This is a genomic window from bacterium SCSIO 12827 (genome assembly GCA_024397995.1).
GTDB lineage: Bacteria > Pseudomonadota > Alphaproteobacteria > Rhodospirillales > Casp-alpha2 > UBA1479.
The window spans coordinates 312281-334529 of record CP073746.1; the positions used below are offsets into that span (position 1 = coordinate 312281).

20 protein-coding genes are annotated in these 22249 nt (G+C 64.3%); 11 read left to right on the top strand and 9 right to left on the bottom strand.

The features are described 5' to 3' along the window. Positions 1-663: 663 nt before the first annotated feature. The 3 genes from KFF05_01490 to KFF05_01500 all read left to right on the top strand — a co-directional run bounded on the left by KFF05_01490 (position 664) and on the right by KFF05_01500 (position 3751). The gene (locus tag KFF05_01490) at positions 664-2640 is read left to right on the top strand and encodes a sodium:solute symporter (protein ID UTW52090.1); all 1977 of its coding nucleotides are present in this window, start codon (positions 664-666) and stop codon (positions 2638-2640) included. A gap of 161 nt (positions 2641-2801) precedes the next feature. Next, positions 2802-3119 (top strand): hypothetical protein, encoded by a 318-nt coding sequence (locus tag KFF05_01495; protein UTW52091.1) that lies wholly within the window; start codon positions 2802-2804, stop codon positions 3117-3119. A gap of 8 nt (positions 3120-3127) precedes the next feature. Beyond that, on the top strand, positions 3128-3751 hold the full coding sequence (locus KFF05_01500) for a tetratricopeptide repeat protein (GenBank protein ID UTW52092.1): 624 nt from the start codon (positions 3128-3130) through the stop codon (positions 3749-3751). A gap of 57 nt (positions 3752-3808) precedes the next feature. On the opposite strand, the gene KFF05_01505 is transcribed toward KFF05_01500, so the two are convergent. Together KFF05_01505 and KFF05_01510 are read right to left on the bottom strand one after the other, a co-directional pair. Further along, a complete protein-coding gene (locus tag KFF05_01505) occupies positions 3809-4009 on the bottom strand; it encodes a hypothetical protein (protein UTW52093.1) in 201 nt (66 codons plus the stop codon). Positions 4010-4125: 116 nt separating this feature from the next. Beyond that, positions 4126-4641: a hypothetical protein gene (locus KFF05_01510; GenBank protein ID UTW52094.1), complete on the bottom strand. Its 516-nt coding sequence runs from the start codon at positions 4639-4641 to the stop codon at positions 4126-4128. 169 nt (positions 4642-4810) lie between these two features. Between KFF05_01510 and KFF05_01515 the strand changes: the two genes are divergently transcribed. Beyond that, positions 4811-5587, top strand: coding sequence for an SDR family oxidoreductase (locus KFF05_01515; protein ID UTW52095.1), 777 nt, complete (start codon positions 4811-4813; stop codon positions 5585-5587). Positions 5588-5599: 12 nt separating this feature from the next. Here the strand turns inward: KFF05_01515 and KFF05_01520 are convergent, their stop codons facing one another. Together KFF05_01520 and KFF05_01525 are read right to left on the bottom strand one after the other, a co-directional pair. Next, positions 5600-6610 carry a D-2-hydroxyacid dehydrogenase family protein gene (locus tag KFF05_01520; protein UTW52096.1) on the bottom strand — a complete coding sequence of 337 codons (1011 nt, stop codon included), beginning with the start codon at positions 6608-6610 and terminating at the stop codon, positions 5600-5602. 38 nt (positions 6611-6648) lie between these two features. Further along, positions 6649-8982, bottom strand: a complete 2334-nt coding sequence (locus KFF05_01525; protein ID UTW52097.1) for an aconitate hydratase — start codon at positions 8980-8982, stop codon at positions 6649-6651. 170 nt (positions 8983-9152) lie between these two features. Here KFF05_01525 and KFF05_01530 point away from each other — a divergent pair, with 170 nt between their 5' ends. Further along, the gene (locus KFF05_01530; protein ID UTW53533.1) at positions 9153-10088 is read left to right on the top strand and encodes a LysR family transcriptional regulator; all 936 of its coding nucleotides are present in this window, start codon (positions 9153-9155) and stop codon (positions 10086-10088) included. Here KFF05_01530 and KFF05_01535 read toward each other — a convergent pair. Next, positions 10069-11487, bottom strand: a complete 1419-nt coding sequence (locus KFF05_01535; protein ID UTW52098.1) for an L-serine ammonia-lyase — start codon at positions 11485-11487, stop codon at positions 10069-10071. The two genes, KFF05_01530 and KFF05_01535, sit on opposite strands and share 20 nt — an antisense overlap. A 54-nt stretch (positions 11488-11541) precedes the next feature. Further along, positions 11542-12465 (bottom strand): LysR family transcriptional regulator, encoded by a 924-nt coding sequence (locus KFF05_01540; GenBank protein ID UTW52099.1) that lies wholly within the window; start codon positions 12463-12465, stop codon positions 11542-11544. A 166-nt stretch (positions 12466-12631) separates the two neighbouring features. On the opposite strand from KFF05_01540, the gene KFF05_01545 reads away from it, so the two are divergent. Further along, the gene (locus KFF05_01545; GenBank protein UTW52100.1) at positions 12632-13516 is read left to right on the top strand and encodes a CoA ester lyase; all 885 of its coding nucleotides are present in this window, start codon (positions 12632-12634) and stop codon (positions 13514-13516) included. After that, complete coding sequence (locus tag KFF05_01550) at positions 13506-14735, top strand: CoA transferase (protein ID UTW52101.1); 1230 nt, start codon at positions 13506-13508, stop codon at positions 14733-14735. The genes KFF05_01545 and KFF05_01550 overlap by 11 nt, the downstream gene beginning before the upstream one ends. A gap of 6 nt (positions 14736-14741) precedes the next feature. Here the strand turns inward: KFF05_01550 and KFF05_01555 are convergent, their stop codons facing one another. Then, on the bottom strand, positions 14742-15767 hold the full coding sequence (locus KFF05_01555) for a lipid A deacylase LpxR family protein (protein ID UTW52102.1): 1026 nt from the start codon (positions 15765-15767) through the stop codon (positions 14742-14744). Positions 15768-16104: 337 nt separating this feature from the next. On the opposite strand from KFF05_01555, the gene KFF05_01560 reads away from it, so the two are divergent. The 4 genes from KFF05_01560 to KFF05_01575 all read left to right on the top strand — a co-directional run bounded on the left by KFF05_01560 (position 16105) and on the right by KFF05_01575 (position 20401). Further along, positions 16105-16566, top strand: coding sequence for a hypothetical protein (locus KFF05_01560; protein UTW52103.1), 462 nt, complete (start codon positions 16105-16107; stop codon positions 16564-16566). A 59-nt stretch (positions 16567-16625) separates the two neighbouring features. Then, positions 16626-17075: a YaiI/YqxD family protein gene (locus tag KFF05_01565; protein UTW52104.1), complete on the top strand. Its 450-nt coding sequence runs from the start codon at positions 16626-16628 to the stop codon at positions 17073-17075. 117 nt (positions 17076-17192) lie between these two features. Next, entirely contained in the window at positions 17193-19160 is a 1968-nt protein-coding gene (locus KFF05_01570; GenBank protein ID UTW52105.1) for a metallophosphoesterase, read from the top strand. Then, positions 19157-20401: a CoA transferase gene (locus tag KFF05_01575; GenBank protein UTW52106.1), complete on the top strand. Its 1245-nt coding sequence runs from the start codon at positions 19157-19159 to the stop codon at positions 20399-20401. The genes KFF05_01570 and KFF05_01575 overlap by 4 nt, the downstream gene beginning before the upstream one ends. Here KFF05_01575 and KFF05_01580 read toward each other — a convergent pair. Beyond that, positions 20398-21348, bottom strand: coding sequence for a 3-hydroxyacyl-CoA dehydrogenase (locus KFF05_01580; GenBank protein UTW52107.1), 951 nt, complete (start codon positions 21346-21348; stop codon positions 20398-20400). The two genes, KFF05_01575 and KFF05_01580, sit on opposite strands and share 4 nt — an antisense overlap. 133 nt (positions 21349-21481) lie before the next feature. After that, complete coding sequence (locus tag KFF05_01585; protein UTW53534.1) at positions 21482-22219, bottom strand: FadR family transcriptional regulator; 738 nt, start codon at positions 22217-22219, stop codon at positions 21482-21484. Positions 22220-22249: the final 30 nt, after the last annotated feature.

The following is a 22249-nucleotide window of genomic DNA, read 5'->3' on the forward strand; positions in this document are numbered from 1 at the left end:
AAACCCTAACCGAGCGCGACGGCGGAAACAAACGGCTTGCGCGCCATGCTCGCGAAAATGACGCGATCATTAAATATATAAGTGTGTATTTTTCACAAAAGATGAATTTGAAATAGAAAATATTGTGAAATAATTAGTCACCCTCCGATTACTTGCCCGTTGACAGTGTGCGGTGCAGCAAAATAGGCCCTGCAAGGGTGTCCTTTATTTTACATAAGAGCCTTTGTCTCTATGAGTTGTGCGCATTAGCAGAAAATGTTATTAGGATTCTAACTCCGCGGACCGGACGAGGAGAGTCAGTCGGTCGGCGGAGGAAACGGAAACGATAACAATAAAATTCCGCAGGGATGCACATGCGCCGGAAAGGCGTGGGAGGCGTAATATCCTACACCAAATCTCCAGAGTTTGTGTGTCTGGCATCGAGAGGGTGAGTTCGATCCGAGCTTCCTTCGCCTTGACCGAGGCCTAACGGCGGCATTTCGTTGTTGTGAATTTTGGGTGGCCATCGGGTTCCGGCATGTCCTGATTTTCAGTCGTTTCGCCACATTCGACATTTGGGGGTGGTCCCCGGGTGTCGTCTGTTTCGGTATCCGCTTAGGCGTTGGACAACGGGTTAACGACCGCACGGCGCCAAGGATCCGAACAGAAGGGGAGAAATGAATCTTGTCAGCTAAAGTAGTGTGGCTGTTCATATTCGTTGCGCTGTATTGGGCCTATTGCATTTATTGGGGCATCAAAGGCGCGCGGATGTCGAAAACGGCCAGCGATTACTTCATCTCGGGCCGTCAGCTCGCGATGTGGGTCTTCGTGCTGGCCGCCACGGCAACATCGTTCTCGGGTTGGACCTTTATGGGCCATCCGGGGCTGATCTACCGTGACGGTTTCCAGTACGCATATGCGTCGTTCTACGCGATCACCATTCCGTTTACCGGCGTGATGTTCCTGAAACGCCAGTGGATGATTGGCAAACGCTTCGGTTTCGTGACACCGGGCGAGATGCTGGCCACCTATTTCCAGGGGGATGCGATCCGTATCCTCGTGGTCATCGTGGCTTTGCTGTTCTCGATCCCGTATCTCGGGCTACAGCTGCGCGCATCGGGCCTTCTGTTCAACGCTTTGACCGACGGCTTGGTCGGTGTTGAATTCGGCATGTGGCTGTTGTCTGCGGTCGTGTTCATCTACGTGGCGTCCGGCGGTCTTCGCGCCGTGGCCTATGTGGACACCGTGCAGTGCATCCTGCTGGCCTTCGGCATCATCGCCATCGGCATCATCGCCTACAGCGAGCTGGGCGGCTGGACCGCCTTTGGCCAGGAACTGGCCAAAATGGGTCAGACGGACATCGGCAAATGGAAGACCACCCAGGGTTGGGGTGGGGGCGATTACAACGCCTACCTCGCCATTCCGGGCGTCATCCAGTTCACCGCCGGTCTTGGCAAGGAAACCCCGGGGGGGGGGCTTTGGACAGGCATCATGGTGCTGACCTACATGTTCGCGCTCATGGGCATTCACTCCGCTCCGGCGTTCACCATGTGGTCGTTCTCCAACACCAACCCGCGGCCGTTCGCGCCGCAGCAGGTGTGGGCGTCGGCCTTCGGCATCGGTGCGATCCTGTTCTTCTTCACCGCGGCTCAGGGCATGGGTGCCCACTTCCTCGGTGCCACGCCCGCCTTCAACGATGCGGGCATTGGGATCTCCAAGGTACTTCCGGATCTGACCGCCAACAAGCAGGGCGGGATCGTCGGACATTACATCAACCTGGTGGGCGACTCGGCCCCATGGCTGGTCGGCCTTCTCGCCGTCTGCGCCCTGGCCGCCATGCAGTCCACCGGCGCGGCGTATATGTCCACCGCCGGCGGCATGCTGACGCGTGACTTGTACAAACGCTACCTGAATCCGGGTGCGGACCATGCCACGCAGAAGTTGTTCGGCCGTATCGGCGTCTTGATCATCGTTCTCTCGGCTCTGGTCGTTGCCACGTTCTCAGCTGACGCGCTGGTGCTGTTGGGTGGTCTGGCCGTTGCCTTCGGCTTCCAGATGTGGCCGTCCCTGGCCGCCATCTGCTGGTTCCCGTGGATCACCCGTCAGGGTGCGACGCTGGGTCTGGCGGCTGGCTGTCTGGCGGTCATCTTTACCGAAAACTTCGGCGCCTCCATTGCCGGCTTCTTCGGTATCGACCTGGGCTGGGGCCGTTGGCCCTGGACGATCCACTCGGCCGGTTGGGGGATTCTCTTCAACGCGACCATCTGTGTGATCGTCTCCGCCATGACCCAGGACGAAGGGGCCATGCAGCACCGCATGAAGTATCACAACTTCCTGCGTGAGCATGCTTCCCTGCCGGAATCCAAGAAAAGCCTGGTCCCCGTTGCTTGGGGTATCACGCTGATCTGGCTGTTCTTCGGCATCGGCCCGGGCGCCGTTATCGGTAACGATATCTTCGGTGCTCCGAATGCCGGTTACGAAGCCTGGACCTTCGGCATCCCGTCCATCTGGGCCTGGCAGATCATCTGGTGGATCCTTGGTGTCTTCATGATGTGGTTCTTGGCCTACAAGATGGAGATGTCCACGGTTCCCGATCGCGAGATCGAAGCCTTGGTGGATGACATCGGCGACGCCGCACCCGCACAGGGCGGCGACGACTAAGCCGATATCACTATCGGAACCCAATCGGGGGGGAGGGCTTCGGCTCTTCCCCCGATTTCTTTCCGGCATTCGCTTTCCGCATTTTCCGCGTGTTGATCGCCGCCCGCGAAAAGATCCCGCCTTTTTGCGCCACCGCCAACTTGTTGCCGTAAAAAACTTGGATGATCGCGACCGTTCCTTGTTATGATCCAAACACGCAGAAAGTGAAAAAACGGCAACATTCCAAGCCCCTAATCAATATGCAAAGCCTCTTCACCCCTGAATACCGATGGCTGTGGACGATCGTCTTGATGGCTGCCTTGTTCCTGCCTGTGCGCCGGTTCATATGGATTCTGACCGTGCGCCGGGCCATCGAAAAAGCAGGAGAGGAAACGGTCGACGATGCCGAACGCGGGCGCCTGTTACGCCGCGCCGGCATTTCCGCAGGCCTGCTGTGTTTCGTGTTCTCTTACTTTTATGTTCACACCCTGTTTAAGTGACCCCGCCCATGTCAGCTTTGTCCAATCCCCGCGTCCTCAAACGCTTCATCATCTACCTGGCCATGCTGACCTTCGTCATGTTCGGGGTGTGGTCGTTCTGGGGGGCCTTCGTTGAGACACCGGCCGGTGACTTCGAGGTACGGGAAGGTGACATCAAGCTGTCCAGCGGCGAGTACGAGGGGGCGGTCGCCGACTTTGACCGTGCGCTGGCCGTGCAACCCAATCACCGTGGCGCCCTGTTGGGAAAGGCGGCGGCGCTGGTCCAGTTGAAGCGCTATGACGCGGCGGAAAAGGTCCTGACCCAGGCCATCGATTTCCTAAAGCGCAACTTGGATCCCGACGACCCCACGGGGCGCGGCGCCCTGGCGGCGGCCTACGGAAACCGGGGCATCGTGCATGATACCCAGGGGCGGTACGAACAGGCCCTGGCGGACTATATCGACTCTTTGAAGATCGACGCCGAAGCTGTCGAAGGACCGGGCTTTATCGATCGGCTGCTGTACCACGACGACACGCCGTCCTCGATCCGTGACCGTGCGGAATATCTCTACAAGCAGCTTCAATTGCCGGAGGAAAAGCGTCTTCTGCGCCTTCCGGAGAAGGACGAATTGCAGCGCATGCACAAGCCGTAAGGCGCGCTGCCGCGCTGACTCTATTCAGCGATATTCTGGAAAGTCTTGGCGGCGGGATCAGCCGAACTTGACGACACCGAGAACGTCCTGGAACAACACCAGGAAGAAGAACACGGCGGCGATGGAGCCGAACAGCAGACGCACGAAGTCCTGCTTTCCCTCTTCATCGCGGTAGCGGATGCTGTGCAGCGTGATCGCCCCTGTCACGAACAGGAAGACGATGTTGACGAGCGGCTCCAGCTCCGCCGGTAATCCCAAATCCAATAACATGGCGGGAAGGTAAAGGCGCTTGTCCGATTAGGCAAGCACACAGAACGGGCTTTCCCACCCGCCGCCCGAGAGCGGCGGCGGGATGGAAGACCTGCACCGGCCGGTCAGGGGATCGGCGTACGGATGGGTGTCTGTTGGGTCAGCTCGTCGGGCGTTGCCGCACGGATGTCCTTGGTTGAGACATAGGGCGGGAACTGGGTTGCCCCCGGCCCCGTCGACATGATTGCGCCCGCCATGCCGCTGCCGAAAATCAGCATGACGATACCGGCCGCCACGAAGAATCGCTTAATCCCGTGCGGCGGTGCCTGAGGGCCATAATCGTTGTCATAGCGGTGATAGCGGTAATCGTCCGTAATCTCGCCGGATTTATCCAGGCGAAGAATCTTGCGGGCATAATGGCGGGCCCAGGGGGGCCCGTCGTTGTGGATCATGTAGTCGTGGAACAGACGGTCGACCATGAATTCAGGCAGGTCTTCGTCGTGCCAGTCGCGGTAGGCGAGCTGCAGCAGCTGGAATTCCCCGACCTGCAGAACGTTGGCCGCTCGGCCGACTTCCCGCCGGTCCATGTTGTCCAGCTCTTCCTTGTCCGGTCGGATTAGGGTTTCAAAAAATCCGGTCATTTGTTGGGGCGTCTCCTATGAAAAGGGTGATCGTCCCCGCCCAACGAACTTATGCTTCATAGCTTGGGTGTAAAATCCGACCATTGCAAGGGTAAGCAGGCTCACAATTTGGTCATCCATGGAGTAGTCTGCCCGGCAATCCGACGCCATTTTCCGCTGAGGTTCCGTGATGTCCGACCCTGTTCAACCCTTCAATCTTTCCGGCCGCACCGCCTTGGTCGCCGGCGCCAGCCGGGGCCTGGGCCTGGAAATCGCCAAGTCTTTGGGGCAGGGCGGGGCGCTGGTCTATCTCGGCGGGCGTGACCTGCCGGCGCTGGACGCGGCTTGCGATGCCGTCGCCGCAGCGGGCGGACGGGCCCGGCCGCTGCCCTTCGACGTAACCGACGAGGGGGCCGTTCTGGCCGCCGTCGACGACCTGGACGATGGCGACGGGCGGGGTCTCGACATTCTGGTCAACTGCGCCGGGGCTCGCGACCGCCGGCCCCTCGACGACCTGGACGCCCGGGCCGTGCGCGACTTGTTGGAGGTCAATCTGGTCGCCGGCTTCACCCTCACCCGGGCCGCGGCGCCCCAGATGCGGGCCAAGGGGCGCGGGCGGATCGTCCACGTCACCTCCATCGCGGGCCATGTCGCCCGCGCGGGCGATGCCGCCTATACGGCGTCCAAGGCCGGGCTGACCGGCTTGGTGCGGGCCTCGGCCGCCGAATTGGGGGCGGACGGCATCACGGTCAACGCGGTCGCCCCCGGCTACTTCGCGACGGACGCCAACCGCGCCATGGTCGACGATCCCCAGGTCACCGGCTGGCTTGCCCAGCGCACGTCCCTGGGCCGTTGGGGCCAGCCCGGGGAAATCGCCGGCGCCGTGCGCTTTCTGGTGTCGGACGAAGCGGCCTATGTGACCGGCCAGGTGATTGCGGTCGACGGCGGTTTCCTGGCCCGGTTTTGACCTCTCCCGATCTTAAGTGACGTCGCCGGGCGCCGTGTCGACCAGGGGCGCGTCGGGCAGGTAGGGCACCTCCGGCGTGATCGTGCGGATCGGCGCGCCGTCCAGATAGGCCTGCAAGTTCTCGAAGCTTTGGCGGAAAAAGACCTCGTAATTCTCCTGCGTGACGAAGCCGATATGCGGCGTCGCCAGTACGTTGGGCATGGTGCGATAGATATGCCCGGCCGGCAGGGGCTCCATGGTGAACACGTCCATCCCGGCGCCGGCGATGCGGCTGCTTTGCAAGGCGGCGACCAGGGCGTCCTCGTCGACCAGCTGCGGGCGAGAGGTATTGACCAAAAAGGCCGTCGGCTTCATGCGGCCGATATCATCGGCCCCGACCACGCCGATGGTGCGGTCCGACAGCGGCATGTGGATGGTCACCGCGTCGGCGCGACGGAACAGGTCTTCCTTGGAAACAGCCTCGACGCCGAAGGGGGCAGCGCGCTCGGCCGTCAGATTGGGGCTCCAGGCGATCACGTTCATGGCGAAGGCCTGGGCGACCTTGGCCACGGGCTGTCCCATATGGCCCAGGCCGACGATGCCCAAGGTCTTGCCTTCCAGGCCGAGGCCCAGGCCGTTTTGCCAGCCGCCGGCGCGCAGCGACGCGACTTCCCCGGTAAAGCCCCGGAACAGGGACAGCAGCAACAGCCACACGACCTCGACCGTGGAATCATGATGCCGGATCGTCGTTGCGCAGACGGTGATGCCCTGATCTTCCGCCGCCTTCAGGTCGATGGACCGGGCGTTGCGCATGCCCGTGGCCAACAGCAGCTTCAGGCGGGGTAGGCCTTCCAATACGTGGCGCGGAAATTCCGTGCGTTCCCGGATTCTCAGGACGGCGTCAAAATCGCTGAGGCGTGCGATCAGCTCGGCCTCCTCGAACACATGGTCGCGGAAGGGCACGACGGTCACGCCCTTCAAAGTGTTCCAATCCACGAACCGGTCCCAGACCGATTGATAGTCGTCGATGATTGCCAAGCGCATGTTGATGTCTCCTGCTGGTTTTTTATTAAAGATCCGGCTTATGCCGCACCCGCCGTGGGCCGCAGTATGGCTGTGTCCGTCTGCGCGCGCATCAGGTTTAGCGCCGATCCCGCGCGGAACCACTCGATCTGCGACGCCGTATAGGTGTGGTTGAGCCACAGGGTATCCTCCGTCCCGTCCGGTCGTCGGAGGCGGCATTCCACGGGCTTGCCCGGCGCGAGCGCCGTCAGGTTGAGCAGGCTCAGGCGGTCGCGCTCGCCAACGCGGTCGTAATCTGCCGGGTCGGAAAAGGTCAGGGCAAGCAACCCCTGCTTTTTCAGATTGGTTTCGTGGATGCGGGCGAAACTGCGGGCGATGACCGCTGCGCCGCCGAGAAGCCGGGGCGACAGGGCCGCATGTTCGCGGCTCGATCCTTCGCCGTAGTTGTGATCGCCGACGATCACCCAGGACAAGCCGGCCGCGCGGTAGACGCGGGCGGCGTCGGAGAACGGTACATCCGTCTTCCCGGAAAGCTGTTCAACCCCGCGGCCGCGGTTCCCGGTGAAGGCATTGACCGCTCCCATCAGCATATTGTCCGAAAACCTGTCGAGATGACCGCGCAGGCTCAGCCAGGGCCCGGCGGGAGAGATCGCATCCGTCGTCGTCTTGCCCAAGGTCTTGGCAAGGATCACCGCGTCGGTCACATCCAACCCGTCCCAGGCGGGCCAGGGTTGGAGTGCCTGCAGGCGCCGGCTGTCTGGCGCGATGCGGATCTCGACGTGGCGGCCGTCTTCGGGCGGCGCGTGGAAGGCGGCGTCGCCCTGGGCCATGCCTGCGGCGGGAACGTCATCGACAGGGCCGGGGGGCTGCAGCATGAACGGCGTGCCGTCGGGGGCCGTCAGGTTGTCCGTCGCCGGGTTGAAGCGAAGCGTGCCGGCCAGCGCGAAGGCGGTTGCCAGTTCGGGGCTGGTGATGAAGTTCATGGTCGTCGGCCGCCCGTCCGTTCGTGCGGGAAAGTTGCGGTTGAAAGAGGTGACGATGGAGTTGGGTTCATCCGCCGCCGCTTGCCCGCGCCGCCACTGACCGATGCAGGGCCCGCAAGCATTGGCCAGGACCACCGCGCCGATGTTTTCCAGGGACTTAAGCTGCCCTTCCCGCGCGATGGTCGCCAACACCTTGGCCGATCCGGGGGAGACGAAGAACGGCATGGCCGCCGTCATGCCCCGGGCCGTGGCCTGGTCGGCGACGCGGGCGGCACGTCCCATGTCTTCGTAGGAAGAATTGGTGCAGCTACCGATCAGCACGGCGCTGACCTGTTCCTGTATGTCGTTATCCGCGGCATCCAGTTCGCGGATCAGGTCCGACAGGGGGCGTGCCCGGTCCGGCGAATGGGGCCCGGCGACATGGGGCTCCAGGGTGCTGAGATTGATCTCGATGACCCGGTCGTAATGGGCCTGGGGGTCGGCTTCGGCCAAGGCGTCCGGCTCCAGAAGGTGGCGGTAGCGCTCCGCGACACGGGCGATGACGCCCCGCCCCGTGGCATCCAGATAGCGGACCATGCTGTCGTCGAAAGGGAAGATGGAGGTCGTCGCGCCGACCTCCGCCCCCATGTTGGTGATGGTGGCCTTGCCCGTGGCGCTGATCGTGCGGGCGCCCGGGCCGATGTATTCGATGATGGCGTTGGTGCCGCCGGAAACGGTCAATTCCCGCGCGGCGGCCAGGATCACGTCCTTGGGCGCGGTCCAGCCGCTTAAATTGCCGGTCAGATAGACTGCGATGCGTTTGGGATAGAGCAGTTCCCACGGCAGACCCGCGAGAACTTCGGTTGCATCCGCACCTCCCACACCGACGGCGCAGGCGCCCAGCCCGCCGCCGTTGGGTGTGTGGGAATCGGTGCCGATGATCATGGTGCCGGGAAAGGCATAGTTCTCCAGCACGACCTGATGGATGATCCCGGCGCCCGGCGCCCAAAAGCCCAGGCCGAAGCGGGCGGCGGCGGATTTCAGAAAGCCGTAAACCTCGTCGTTTTCGTTGAGCGATTCCGACAGGTCCCGCCCCGCGTCGGTACGGGCCTCGATCAGGTGGTCGCAGTGAATCGTCGCCGCCACGGCGACGCGGTCGCGCCCGGTCTGCATGAACTGCAACATGCCGCTCTGACCCAGAACGTCCTGGAACACGACGCGGTCGGGGCGCAGGTTGAGGAACGATGTGCCCGGCTCCAGGTCCTGGGTTTCCGGATTGTCCAGATGACCCAGGACGATCTTCTCGGCCAAGGTCAGGGGCCGGCCCAGGCGGCGGCGGACGACGGCAAGATTGCGCTCGATGGTCCGGTAGAGGCGGTCGGCGACCTCGGGCGTCAGCGCGATGACGGGGGCTGTTTCGGCAGGGCTCATGGTGGCGGTCTCCTCGGCTCTGGCCCAGGCGGGCGGCATTGGTGGGTAAATGGGGTGCCGCGTGGACCGGTACGGGCAGACGCGGCTTGAGGAGAACGGTAGCCATCGCCGTAACCTATGTCTAATATATGGAAAAAGTATTATTCATATTATTTATATATGTATATGGACTGACCCACATGGACTTACGCCATCTGCGCTATTTCGTTGCCGTTGCCGAAGAAGGCAACGTCACCCGCGCCGCCGAGCGCCTGGGCATCCAGCAGCCGCCGCTCAGCCAGCAAATCCAGGCCCTGGAACGGGAATTGGATACCCAGCTTCTACGCCGCAAGCCGCGCGGGGTGGAGATGACCGAAGCCGGGCGCGCGCTCCTCGCCGACGCGCGGGAAATTCTGGAGCGGGTCGAGCGCACCGTGCAGCGGGTCAAGCGTCGCGGGCGCGGCGAGGAAGGATCGCTCGCCATCGGGTTCACCAGCTCGGCGTCGTTCCATCCCTTCGTGCTGGACGCCATCCGCGCTTTCGGCGAAGACCACGGCCGTGTCTCGCTGGCATTGGAGGAATCGAACACCGGCGAACTGGTCGCCGCCATCCATGCGGAGCAGATGGACGTGGCCTTTATCCGCTCGCCCGTCAGTCTGGTGCGTGGTCTGACCGTCCACCGTCTGCTGGACGAGGACATGGCTGTTGCCGTTCCGGTCGACCACCCCCTGGGCCGGGAGGCCGGCGCGCTGCCGCTGACCGCGCTTGAGGACGAGCCGATGATCCTCTACCGCCGACGGTCCGGTCCCGGATTGTATGACACCATCATCGCCGCCTGCCATGCCGCAGGGTTCAGCCCCCGGGTCGAGCAGGAGGCGCCCCGCGTGGTTTCCACCCTGAACCTGGTCGCGGCGGGGGTCGGTATTTCCCTGGTCCCGGCGTCACTCGACAAGCTGCATCTGGAAGGGGTCCGGTTCCGTCCCCTGACGTCCGGGTCGGGTCTGACCGCCCCCTTGAACCTGACCTGCCAGACGTCCGGCCTGTCCGTGGTCGCCACCCGCTTCGTCGATCATGTGCGCCGGGCGGCGCGGCGCCTGAACCAGGATATCAGCAAGCCGTCAGGTTGACCGCCAGGCCGCCTTCCGACGTTTCCTTGTATTTGGAATGCATGTCGGCGCCCGTCTGGCGCATGGTTTCGATGGCAGCGTCGAGCGGCACGAAGTGGGTGCCGTCGCCCTTGAGCGCCAGCGAGGCCGCGTTGATCGCCTTCACCGCGCCCATGGCGTTGCGTTCGATACAGGGCACCTGCACCAGCCCGCCCACCGGGTCGCAGGTCATGCCCAGGTGGTGTTCCATGGCGATTTCGGCGGCGTTTTCGACCTGCGCGTTGCTGCCGCCCAGGATCGCGGCCAGGCCCGCCGCCGCCATGGCGCTGGCCGATCCGACCTCGCCCTGGCAGCCGACCTCGGCGCCGGAGATCGAGGCATTGGATTTGACGATGCCGCCGATGGCAGCCGCGGTCAGCAGATAGTCGCGGATACCGGCCATGGAGGCGTCGGGGCAGAAATCCAGGTAGTAGCGCCCGACCGCGGGCACGATCCCGGCCGCCCCGTTGGTCGGCGCCGTGACCACGCGCCCGCCGCCGGCGTTTTCCTCATTCACCGCCAGGGCATAGACGCTGATCCAGTCCATGACCGTATGTTCCAGGCGGAAATTGCGTTTCTTGTCCGCCTGCAGGCCGTCCCAGATCGCCTTGGCCCGGCGTTTGACGTTAAGCCCGCCTGGCAGGATGCCCTCCTGGGTCACGCCGCGTTCGATGCAGGCGTTCATGGCGGCCCAGATGCGGTCGAGGCCGGCGTCCAGGTCCGCCGCGCTCATCTGCGTCAGCTCGTTGGCGCGCTTCATGGCGGCGATGCTGAGCTTGGCCCGTTCGCCCATCGCCAGCATCTCGGCCGCCGAGGCGAAGGGATAAGGCACGGTTTCGGGCTCCGATCCGGCGACGTCGGCGGTCTCCGTCGCGGCGGCGAATTCGTCGTCCGTGGCGATGAAGCCGCCGCCGATGGAATAATAGGCGCGTTCCTTGTCGGGCGGGCGGTCGCTGTCTTCGGAGCTTTCACCACCGCCCATCCAGGCGGCCATGATCATGCCGTTGGCATGGCCCGGCAGGGCGGGGCCATAATCGAAAACGATGTCCCGGTCCGGGTCGAAATCGATTTTCGGCCCGCCGCCCAGTTTCAGGCGCTTGGTCTTAACGATCTCGGCAATCAGGCCGTCGACTGCGTCGGGATCGACCGTATCGGGCGTTTCGCCCAACAGGCCCAGGATCACCGCCCGGTCGGTGGCGTGGCCTTTGCCGGTGAAGGCGAGGGAGCCGTAGAGCGTCGCCCGCATGCGGGTTACGGTCATCAGGGTGTCCTGACGTTCCATGCGCCGGACGAAGCGGGCGGCGGCCAGCATGGGGCCGACCGTATGGCTCGACGACGGGCCGATGCCGACCTTGAAGATATCGAAGACGCTGAGGAACATGGGATCTCCCGACCAGGGCGTGATGGTGTCAGAAACCGGCGTGGAATGAAATGGCTACGCTGCCCGGCGCATGCCCAGGTTGCGGCTCGTGGCAAGGGCCTCGGCGGCGATGGCGCGGATGGTCGTCGCGACCCTGTCGCGGGCGGGGCTCGGCGGTACGGCGTCGGGCGTGCACAGGGCGACTGTACGGTGAAGCGGCGCGGCGTCGAATGAGGCGACGGCCAGCAGGCCTTTTTCAACCTCCTCCGCCACCGCGGGCCAGGGCAGGATCGTATGCCCCATGCCCTGATGAACGGCTTTCTTCAAGGTCACCAGGGAATCCGCCTGCAAGACGACGTTGGCCGAAAGGCCCCGTTCGCCCAGGCATTTATCAAGGGCGATGCGGGTGCTGTTGACCGGGCTCGGGACAATCATGGGAACGCGGGCGACGGTGTCCAGCGGCACGCGGTCGCCCAGCGCTGCTCCCGGCGGGCTGACCAGCAGCAGGTCTTCAATCCATAGTCCCATGGCCGCCATGCCGGGCGGCGGGGTTTCCTGATAGAGCACGGACATGTCGAGCTGCCCTTTCTCCGCCATGTCGGTCAGCACGGCGCTGTAGCCTTCCGTGATCTGCAGTTCGATCTGCGGGTGTTCGGCGTTCAGGCGGGCGATTAGGGGCAGGCAAAGGATCGCCGCCGCACTGTTGGGAAAGCCGACGGAAACGGTCCCGGCCAGGCTCTCCTCCGCCGCCGTGACGAGCGAGCGCGCCTCCGCCACCTGGCGCAGGATGATCTGCGCCTGGCGGTAGAACTGGCGCCCGGCGGCCGTGGGTGTCACGCCCTGGCGCGAGCGGTGCAGCAATTGCGCCTTTACGTCCTGCTCCAGGATCGCCAACTGCTGGCTCAGCGCCGGCTGGGCCAGGCCCAGGTCCTGGGCGGCGCGGGAAATACTGCCGGCGTCGACGATGCGGACGAAATATTCCAGGCGGCGGGTTTCCATGGGCGATGCCTTGTTAAGGGTGCGGGGGCATTGTCATCCGCCGGCCCGCCCAGGGCCATAAGAAAATCATATATGCCTATCCGGCCTTCCTGTTTCACCGCCCCGCGGCGACCTGATAGCAACGGGGCAACGGCGCCGATCCAGGCCGCGCCGATCGGAGGAAACCATGCCGGAAACCGCCCGCCGAACCTTCCTATTGCTGCCGGGCCACGAACCCCGCAAGACCGCCAAGGCGGCGACCCTGGCCATTGACGCCGTGATCTTCGACATGGAAGACGGCGTGCCGCCGACCCATAAGCAGGCGGCGCGCGACGGCATCCACGCCGCCCTGGCGACTGTTGATTACGGTCGCCGGGAACGCATGGTGCGCATCAACGGCATCGACACGGACCTGTGGCAAGAAGACTTGGACGCTCTGGCCGGCCTGCCCATCAACGGTCTGTACATCCCCAAGGTCGAAGACCCGGCACAGATCACCGAGCTTCGCCGGTATCTGGACGGCACGGACGGGCCGCTTGTCCGGGCGGCCCTGTTCGCGACGGTGGAGACGGCGTTGGGCCTAACGCGGGTTGAAGACATCGCCGCCGCCGCGGGCCTGACGGGATTGTTCTTCGGATCGGGCGATTACAGCCTGTCCACGGGGATCGAGATTTCCCGGGATTCACTTTTGTACCCCCGCTCCCGCATCGCCGTGGCCGCCGCCGCCAACGGGCTGCAGGCGGTCGACGTCGCCTATTTCAAGGATGTGAAGGACGGCGCCCGCGCCCGCGAGGATGCCCTGGATGCCCGCGCCCTCGGCTTCACCGGCAAGGTCGTGTTCCATCCTAATCAGATCGACCCGGTGAACGACGTCTTCACCCCGGGCGACGGCGAGATCGCCCATGCGGAAAAAATCCTGGCCGCCTTCGAGGCGTCGAAGGGATCGGGCCGGGGCGTGTTCATGGTCGACGGCGATTTCGTCGCCGTCGACATCGCCTTGATGGCGGAAAAGGTCCTGCGGCGGGCCGGGCGGCTGGCGACGCCGATTACCAAAGGAAACGATGATGACTGATCAGAACGAAGACGCGCGCGCGGGCCTGCCGCTTTCCGGGGTGCGGGTGCTGGACATCGCGACCATGGGGGCCGGGCCCCTGGCGGCGACCTTCCTGGCCGACTTCGGGGCCGACGTGATCAAGGTCGAACATCCGGAAAACGGCGACCATATCCGCGCCTTCGGCATGAAAAAGGACGGCATCTCGCTGTACTGGAAGACCATAAGCCGCAACAAGCGGGCAGTGACCCTGAACCTGAAACATGCGGACGGTCAGGACCTGTTGAAGGAACTGGTCAAATCAGCGGATGTGGTGGTCGAGAATTTCCGCCCCGGCACGCTGGAAAAATGGAACATCGGTTATGAGGACCTGGCCAAGGTTAACCCGTCCCTGGTCATGCTGCGCACCACCGGCTTCGGGCAGACCGGTCCCTATTCCAGCCTGCCCGGGTTCGGCACCCTGGCCGAGGCCATGAGCGGCTTTGCGTCGATCACCGGCACGCCGGACACGCCGCCCCTGCTGCCGCAACTGGCGCTGGCCGACGGGGTCTGCGGTGCCTTCGGCGCCTATGGGGTGATGGTCGCCCTGCACGCCCGCGACCGTGATCCGGAAAAGCGCGGCCAGGTCGTCGATGCCAGCATCTGCGAATCCATGTCGCGGCTGATGGAAAGCGTCTACCTGGAATACGACCAGCTGGGCGCGGTGCGTCAGCGCCACGGCAACCGCCTGCCCGACGCCGCGCCGCGCGGCGCCTATGAAAGTGCCGAGAAGGGTAAATACGTCGCGCTCTCGGGCAGTGCCCAGCCCGTGGCCATGCGCCTGCTCGAGGTCATCGGCGGGCCGGACCTGGCCGCCGATCTCCGGTTCGCGACCAATGCGGGCCGGATCGAGAATATCGAGGAACTGGACGGCCTCATCGCATCCTGGATGAAGCAGCACCCCCGCGACGAAGCGGTGGACATCCTGCGCCGCCATCAGGTCGCGGCGGGCCCGGTCTACGACGTTGCCGACCTGTTCGCCGACCCGCACTACAAGGCGCGAGAGGCTCTGGTTTCCATCCCCGACCCGGACCTGGGGCAGTTGACGGTGCACAACGTTATGCCGCGCCTGTCGCGCACGGACGGCAAGGTGCTGTTCACCGGCCGCGACAAAGGGGCCGACAACGGCGATATTTACGGGCGGGAACTGGGATTGGATGCGGCGCGGCTCGACACCCTGCGCAAGGCGGGCGCCATCTGACCGCGGTCAGAAGATGGCCGACAGAGAGATCGAGCCGAACTGGCTCGGCACCCGTTGGCCTTCGAATTCGCGGGTCCGGTAGATCTGCGTGAATGACAGGCGGGCATAGCCCAGGGTGAATTCGATGCCGCCCTGGAAATCCAGAACGAAGTTCTTCTTATCGACGCTGCGGCTGTCGCCAATGGTGTTGCCGTCGAGGAAGATGTTGCGCGCCACGGCGCGGCCTTCGATGCCGGCGAACAGGTTCCAGCCGAATTGCCCCTTGGCGCGGACGATGGCGGCGGCGGGCAGGGACGGGCGGATGAACGGCGCGCCGTAAGTCAGGCCCAGGTTCTGACCCAGGCGGACGGAGGCGCCGACCGATGCCTGGGTCAGCACGTTGCCGAGCGCGACGCCGGCGTTGGGCGTCACGTCCAGTTCGACGAAATGGTCAGGGCCCAAAATCGGTTGGCGCAGGCGTGCCTGATAGCTGAGCATGACCCCCGGCTCGTTATGCAGCTGCTTGCCCCAGCCGCGCGGCAGGCCGACGCCGATCAGCGAGTGCCAGCGGCGCTGGGTATAGCCGCCGAGCGAGGCCGGACCAACGATGCCGAGGTCGAGCGACACGTTCTGCAACAGGTTGGAATCGGGTTTTTCCACGATCGCTCCGACGGAGCCGAACAGCCAGCCTGCATAGGGGCGGTCCGTGGGATCAGGATTGGGGCGGGTGGTATCCTCGGGCGTGAACATCTGCTGACCCAAGGCGACGACGAAGGTCGAATTGCCGTCCGGGTCGACCCCCGGGATCATGCCCATGAGGTCCTTGAACCATTCCGGTTCCCACTTGTCCTTGGGCACGAAGGTGATCTGCACGCCCTGGGTGTAGTACTGGTCCGTGCCGGCACCGAATAGATCGTTCTCGACCTGCAGCACAAAGGTGCCGGGGCGTTCGTCGTCGCCGTCCGCCGCCCGGACGTCGTCGGTCACGGCCAATGCCAGCGTTGCCGCCAGCACCGCCGAAAGCCCGACTCGTGAATAAATTCCGCCCGTCATGGCGCCAACTTAGCAGACTGTTGATGGCAAACCGAAGGCAGGATTTCACTCTCAAGTTCGTGGCTAAGGGCGGCAGCGAATATGAATTTCATGCCCTGAAGTGTTTGTATACACTTCCGCCGCCGCGGAGCCATTGGAGCAAGCTGGGATGTTTAGAGTTGCCGAATCCATTTCTTTGTTTCCGACTCAGGTCTGGTCCTTCGATGTCGAGCCGGAAAGGTGGCGGCCCATCAATGGGGCGGTAATGGGCCGAGTCCACGAAGTCCTTGAGGAATTGCCACGGTCCTCTGAAAGCTATTCATCTCAAAGCGAACCGACCCTGCACGAGAACGCGGATATGTATGATCTGAATGAGATCGTCATCGCCGCCGGCAACGAGGTATGCCGCGAGATGGAGATCATCTACGAGCGGCTTCTCATAACAAGTTGCTGGGTCAATATCGGTAGGCCCGGCGTGGTCCACAAGGAACACGCCCACCCCAACAATTTCCTGAGCGTCGTCTTTTACGTGAATGTGCCTGTAGGCGGCAGTTCCATCACGTTTTCCGACCCCCGGGTTCAGGCGAACGTGATCGTACCGCGCACCCGGCGTGTTACGCCTCTGACGGCGAAAAGCGTGTCGCTCGAAGCGGTTACTGGGCGTCTTTTGATCTTTCCGGCTTGGCTGCGTCATTCGGTCAAGGCGAACGACAGCAACGAACTCCGCGTCAGCATCTCCTATGATCTGCAGTTTGACAACTACACCTTGTCCATGGCGCCGGCCATGTTCCCGGGAAATTTCCGCTACAATCGTACCTGAGGGCACAGCAGCCCTATGGCGGGATTGGCCTCCCGCGAGGCAGCCGGTAGGATGGGGTCATGGTCGAAATCTATATCGATGCGGACGCCTGCCCGGTCAAGGACGAGGTCTTGCGCGTCGCCGCGCGCCACGGCATCCGCACCCGCATGGTGTCCGACGGCGGCATTCGCCCGTCCCGCGATCCCTTGGTCGAGGTCATTATCGTGACCCGGGGAGCGGACGCGGCCGATGACTGGATCGCCGACCGTATCGGCTCCAAGGACATCTGCGTGACCAACGATATCCCGCTTGCCGCGCGCTGTCTGGAAAAGGGGGCGCAGGCGATCAAGCCCACCGGCGACCCTTTCACCGAGGACGGCATCGGCATGGCCCTGGCCAACCGGGAGTTGATGCAGACGCTGCGCGAAACGGGGCAGGTCACCGGCGGCCCCCGTCCCTTCGCCAAGTCCGACCGATCGCGCTTTCTCGACCGTTTGGAGGTCATGGTCCAGGCCGCCAAGCGGCAGTGACCCGGACCGGCTAAGGACAATCCGTCTTCGGAAATTGGCTCTGGGATGGAAGGCTTCCCATTGCCATGATCGCATTCAAGACCCGAGTATGAGGGAATGACAGGAGATTCGACGACGATGACGACCGAGACGCTGGGCCGACGGCTTTTTACCTATGCGGTGATCACCGACACGCACCTGAACCAGGGTGAAGAGGAATGCAATTCGCCGTTCGAGGTCAACAAGCTTGCCAATGGCCGCATGCGCCACGTGGTGCGCGACCTGAACACGCGCGAGGTCGATTTCGTCCTCCACCTGGGTGATCTGTTGCACCCCGTCCCCCACATCCCGCATCTTTATGAGCAGGCGGCGCAGTGTTTCAAGGACCAGGTCAAGGATCTGCGCCACAAGCTCTACGTTATTCCCGGCAACCACGATGTCGGCGACAAGCCCGTGGATTGGTGTCCGGCGGGTATGGTGCGGCCCGAATTCCTGGAGCTGTGGGATCAGCATTTCGGCCCCAATTACCAGGCCTTCGATCACGGCAAGGTCCGCTTCATTCTGATTGATGCACAGATCATCAATTCGGGACTGGCGGCGGAAGCCGAGCAGAGAGCCTGGTTGGAGGCGGAACTGGCGGCGGCGGAAGCCGCGGGCCAGCGTGTCTTCCTCAACACCCACTACCCGCCCTATCTGACCTATCCGGACGAGGACGAGCATTACGACAACATCGGCGAGCCGGGCCGGTCGTGGTTCTTGGAACTTCTGGAAAAGCACAAGGTGGAGGCCCTGTTCGCGGGCCATGTCCATAATTTCTGGTACCACCGGCATGGGGCGACGCAATGCTGGCTGCTGCCGTCCACGGCCTTCGTCCGTCAGGACTATTCGGAAATGTACCGCGCGGCCCCCCCGCCCGAGTTCGAGGCCGGGCGCAACGATTGGAACAAGCTGGGCTATTTCATCGTCCACGTGCACGAGAACGGCCATCTCTGCGATATCGTGCGGACCTACGGCACCAGTGTGGAGCCGGATGCCCCCGTGGCGGCCGTGCCCGATACCGTGACGCCGGTCCATCCGTTGATGAGCCCGGTCACCCGGTTCGGCTTCGACATGCGTCAGAACTGGCTTGAGGTCATCGAGATTCCGCCCTCCGGCGGCCTGGATGAATTCGACCGTAAGCGCACGCGCAACGATTATGCCCTGATGGCGCTGATGGAAATGGGCGTGCGCCGCCTGCGCATTCCCGCCCGTGATCTGCTCGACCCGGGCCACCGGGCGCGCCTGGACGTGCTGTCGGACCTGGGCTTCCTGTTCACCCTGTTTTCCTTCGACGCACCGGATGCGGAGCTTGCGGCAGCGGTCAAAGGCGCCAAGGGCCTGATCGATATCTGGGAGGTCGCGCAGAACCTTGCGGACCTGCCCGACGTCGCCGCCGCGGCACTGCCGGTGGCCGAGGCCGCGGGCGTCGACCTTTATCTCTCCAAGCTGCGATCCAAGGACGAGATGGAGCGGGGCGGTGAGAAGTATTTTCACATGATCAACCACGGCTTCACCCCGGACGAGGACGACCAGATCGCCCGCGCGGCGGCGATCCCGGGGGTCAAGGGCATCGTGTTCCGTGTCGCCGGGGAAACCCCGCCCGCGGAAGCAACGGCGGCGGCGCTCAAGGCGGCGTCCCCCCATGGGCTCAAGGTCTCTCTGCATATCCGCATGTCGATCGGCAGCCCGGGCACGGCACAGGCGGATGAACCCTGGGTCGCGGCGCGCGTGGCCGAGGCCCTGGCGGCGGCCCATGCCAATGCCGATGCCCATGTTTATTGCGACACCTTCTCCGACGTCGACCGCGGCTATTTCGCGCGGCAAGGCGTGGTCGACCGGCTGTACAACCCGCGCCCGGCCTTCCATGTCCTGCGCCATCTGACCGGCGCCCTGGCGGCGGCGGGCGGCGGCGTCTGGGCGGTCAAGGCCGGGGCCGCGACGGTCACCGGCGGCTCGGCCGACGGGGCCGGTACGCTCATCGATCTGGCGACCGGCCAGGTGCAGCCGGGAGGTGCCGACGCCCTTGCCAAGGCCTCCGGGCCGGCAGCCTGGATTGCGGGCCAGTGACCAAGGGCGCCTTGCCGCTTTCGGGCGTGCGCGTGCTGGACGCCAGCCACGTCCTGGCAGGGCCTTTCGCGACCTATCAACTCTGCCTCATGGGGGCGGACGCGATCCGGGTGGAACGCATCGGCGGCGACGACTTCGTGCGCCGCCATGGCGGCTCGGCCGACCTGCGCGCCCAGGGCATGGGCGGGTCCTTCTCGGCCCAGAATGCGGGCAAGGCCTGCATCCTCATGGACCTCAAGGTGCCGGGTGGCCGGGATCTGTTTCTCAAACTGGCGGCAACCTGCGACGTGGTCATGGAAAACTACCGGCCCGGCGTCATGGACCGCCTGGGCGTGGGCTATGACGACGTCAAGGCCGTGAAGCGGGACATCGTCTATTGCTCGCTCACGGGCTATGGGCCCGAGGGGCCGCTTTCCGGCGTGCCCGCTTACGACCATATCGTGCAGGGCATGTCCGGCCTGATGAGCATGACCGGAACGGAACAATCCGGCCCGCAGCGGGTCGGCCTGCCGATCACCGATTACATCGCCGGGCTGACGGCGGCGCTGGCGGTTTCGGGCGCCCTGCACCAGTTGCGCCAGACCGGTGAGGGACAGCATCTTTACGTGCCCATGCTGTCTTCGGTCCTGGCCATGATGGGCTCCTTCGCCATCGACGTGCAGACCGACGGCCGCGAACGGGGCCTGATGGGCAACACGCCGTTCAGCGGCAGCCCCTTCGCCGGGCGCTTCGATACGGCCGACGGGCACCTGGTCATCACCGCCAATACCTCGGCCCAGGCGGTGCGCATGGTGGCCGCACTCGGCCTGGACGATCTAGCGCCGCTTGCCGGCAGCACCGCGCCCGACGCCCTAAACGACGCCGACCGCGCGCGGGTGGCGGCGGCGTTGGACCGCGTGTTCCGCACGCGCCCGGCGACAGAATGGGAAACGATCCTGGCCGATGCCGCCGTGCCCGCGGGCAAGGTGCGGGGGCTGGGTGAGATTCTGAATCACCCGCAGACGGCGGCGTCGGGCTGTCTCGACGATCTGCCCCTGCCGGGGCTGGATGCGCCGGTGAAGGTGCCGGGCCTGGGCTTTACCTCCGACGCCTGGTCGCGTCGTCCCCTGACACAGCCCGAAGGCGAGGGCGAAAGCACCCGCCGGGTGCTGGCGGACCTGGGGCTGACCGACAAGGAAATTGACGATCTTGCCCGCGCGGGGGCCGTCGCCGGGCCGGACCTGCCGCCCCGGAATTCCTAGCTCAACACATCCTTGCGCGCCCGAAGGATGGTCATCACCGCCCGGTCGCGCCAGGCGGCGCGGGCGTCCTTCTGGTCCAGCGGCAGGGCGGCGCGCCGTTCCGCCGCGACCATGGCGACCATCTCATCCGTCCAGGGATCGTTCTGGCCTCGCTCCGCACCCAACCGTGCATAGGACGGGCCCATGCGTTTGGCGTGGGCTTCGATACCGCCCTGGGCGTTAAGGTCGGCGTTTTCAAACGGCCCGGTCACGGCCAGGCGGATGCCCATGCCGTCGCGCACGATGCGGTCGATGTCGGCCGCCGTGGTTACTCCGTCACGGACCAGGCAATAGGCCTCGCGCAAAAGCGCGCCCTGCAGGCGATTGAACACGAAACCTTCGACTTCCTTGTTGACCGCGATCGGCGCCATGGCGGCGCGCTCCAGCAGCGCGTTGCAGCGGGCGACCGCGCCGGGGGTGGTGAAGGGCGCGGGCACGACCTCAACCACCCGGATCAGGAACGGCGGGTTGCCAGGATGCAGGACCAGACAGCGTTCGCGACCCTGGACGTGGTCGAACAGGCGCGACGGTTCGATGAACGAGGTTGAACTGGCGATGGTGCAGGTCGCGGGCGCGATCTCGGCGATGCGGGCCAGCAGGTCGCGTTTGAGGGTCAGATCTTCCGGGGCGTTTTCCTGCACATGATCGGCGCCGTCCAGTGCCGCGTCCAATTCCGCCGCCGGGGTGATGCGGGTCATGATGTCGTCCACGTCGCCGTCGATCAGGCCGTAAGCCGCCAGATCGCTTAGCCGTGCCCGCGCCATGTCCAGGGCGGCGGGCAGGCGTGCGGCGTCAGCATCATATAACCGCACCGACATGCCGGCAGCGGCGAACACCACGGCCCAGGCGGTGCCGATGGTGCCGGCGCCGATCAGGGTGATGATGGGGGAGGGAACTGCGGTGGTCATGATTATGATTTCCTTTGGCCGTGAATGGGGCCGTGTCATGCCCGGAAAACCGGGATCGTCGGAAAAGTTGTAATGTAAAATAACAAATGTATTGGGCGAGTTATGAGGGCGACCTGAACTTTCGAGACGTTCTTTAGGTATCTTGGGCGCGGTCGGTGACGCGGCGGCGCGACCGTTCGATGTGGAATTGCATGGCGACCTGCGCTGCCTCCGGTTCCTGGCCCTGGATGGCCTCAAGGATCAGGGTATGTTCGTTGAGAACCTGTAGAATGCGCTCGCGGGACCCCGTGCGCGTCAGGTTGAGGGACACGTTCATGAACCCGACGATGGAATTATGGATGGGGGCGAACACCTGGGCGAAAAATTCATTGCCGGTCGCGTCGGCGATTGCGGCATGAAACGACAGGTCGTTCTGTGGCGTGATGTGGCCGGTTGACACGTCATCGATCAGGCGCTGATGAGCGGCCTCGATCTTGGTCAACTGTGCGGAGGTTCGGCGTTCTGCGGCAAGCCGTGCCGCCGCTGCCTCAAGCGGCATCCGTACCTCGAGGCAGCGCAGAAAGCGCGCCAGATCGGCGGACTTGGTGAATTCCTTGATGCGGTCTACCGGGCGGCGCATGACGAAGGTGCCGCTGCCCTGCCTGGCGCGCAGCAGGCCGTCGGCGCGCAGTCTCAACAGGGCGTCGCGGACGACCGGACGGGACACCCCGAACATTTTGCAGATTTCCTTTTCCGGCGGCAGCCGATCACCTTCGTTGAGCACGCCGGCCACGATCTGGTCAAGGATTTGGCCGTACAACTGGTCGCTCAGCAACTGGCGGCGACCGGGCACCAGGATCAGTCCGGCGCCCGGGTCCAGATCGGCCGCAATGTCGGGTTCCTGCAACGATTGTGGTAATGT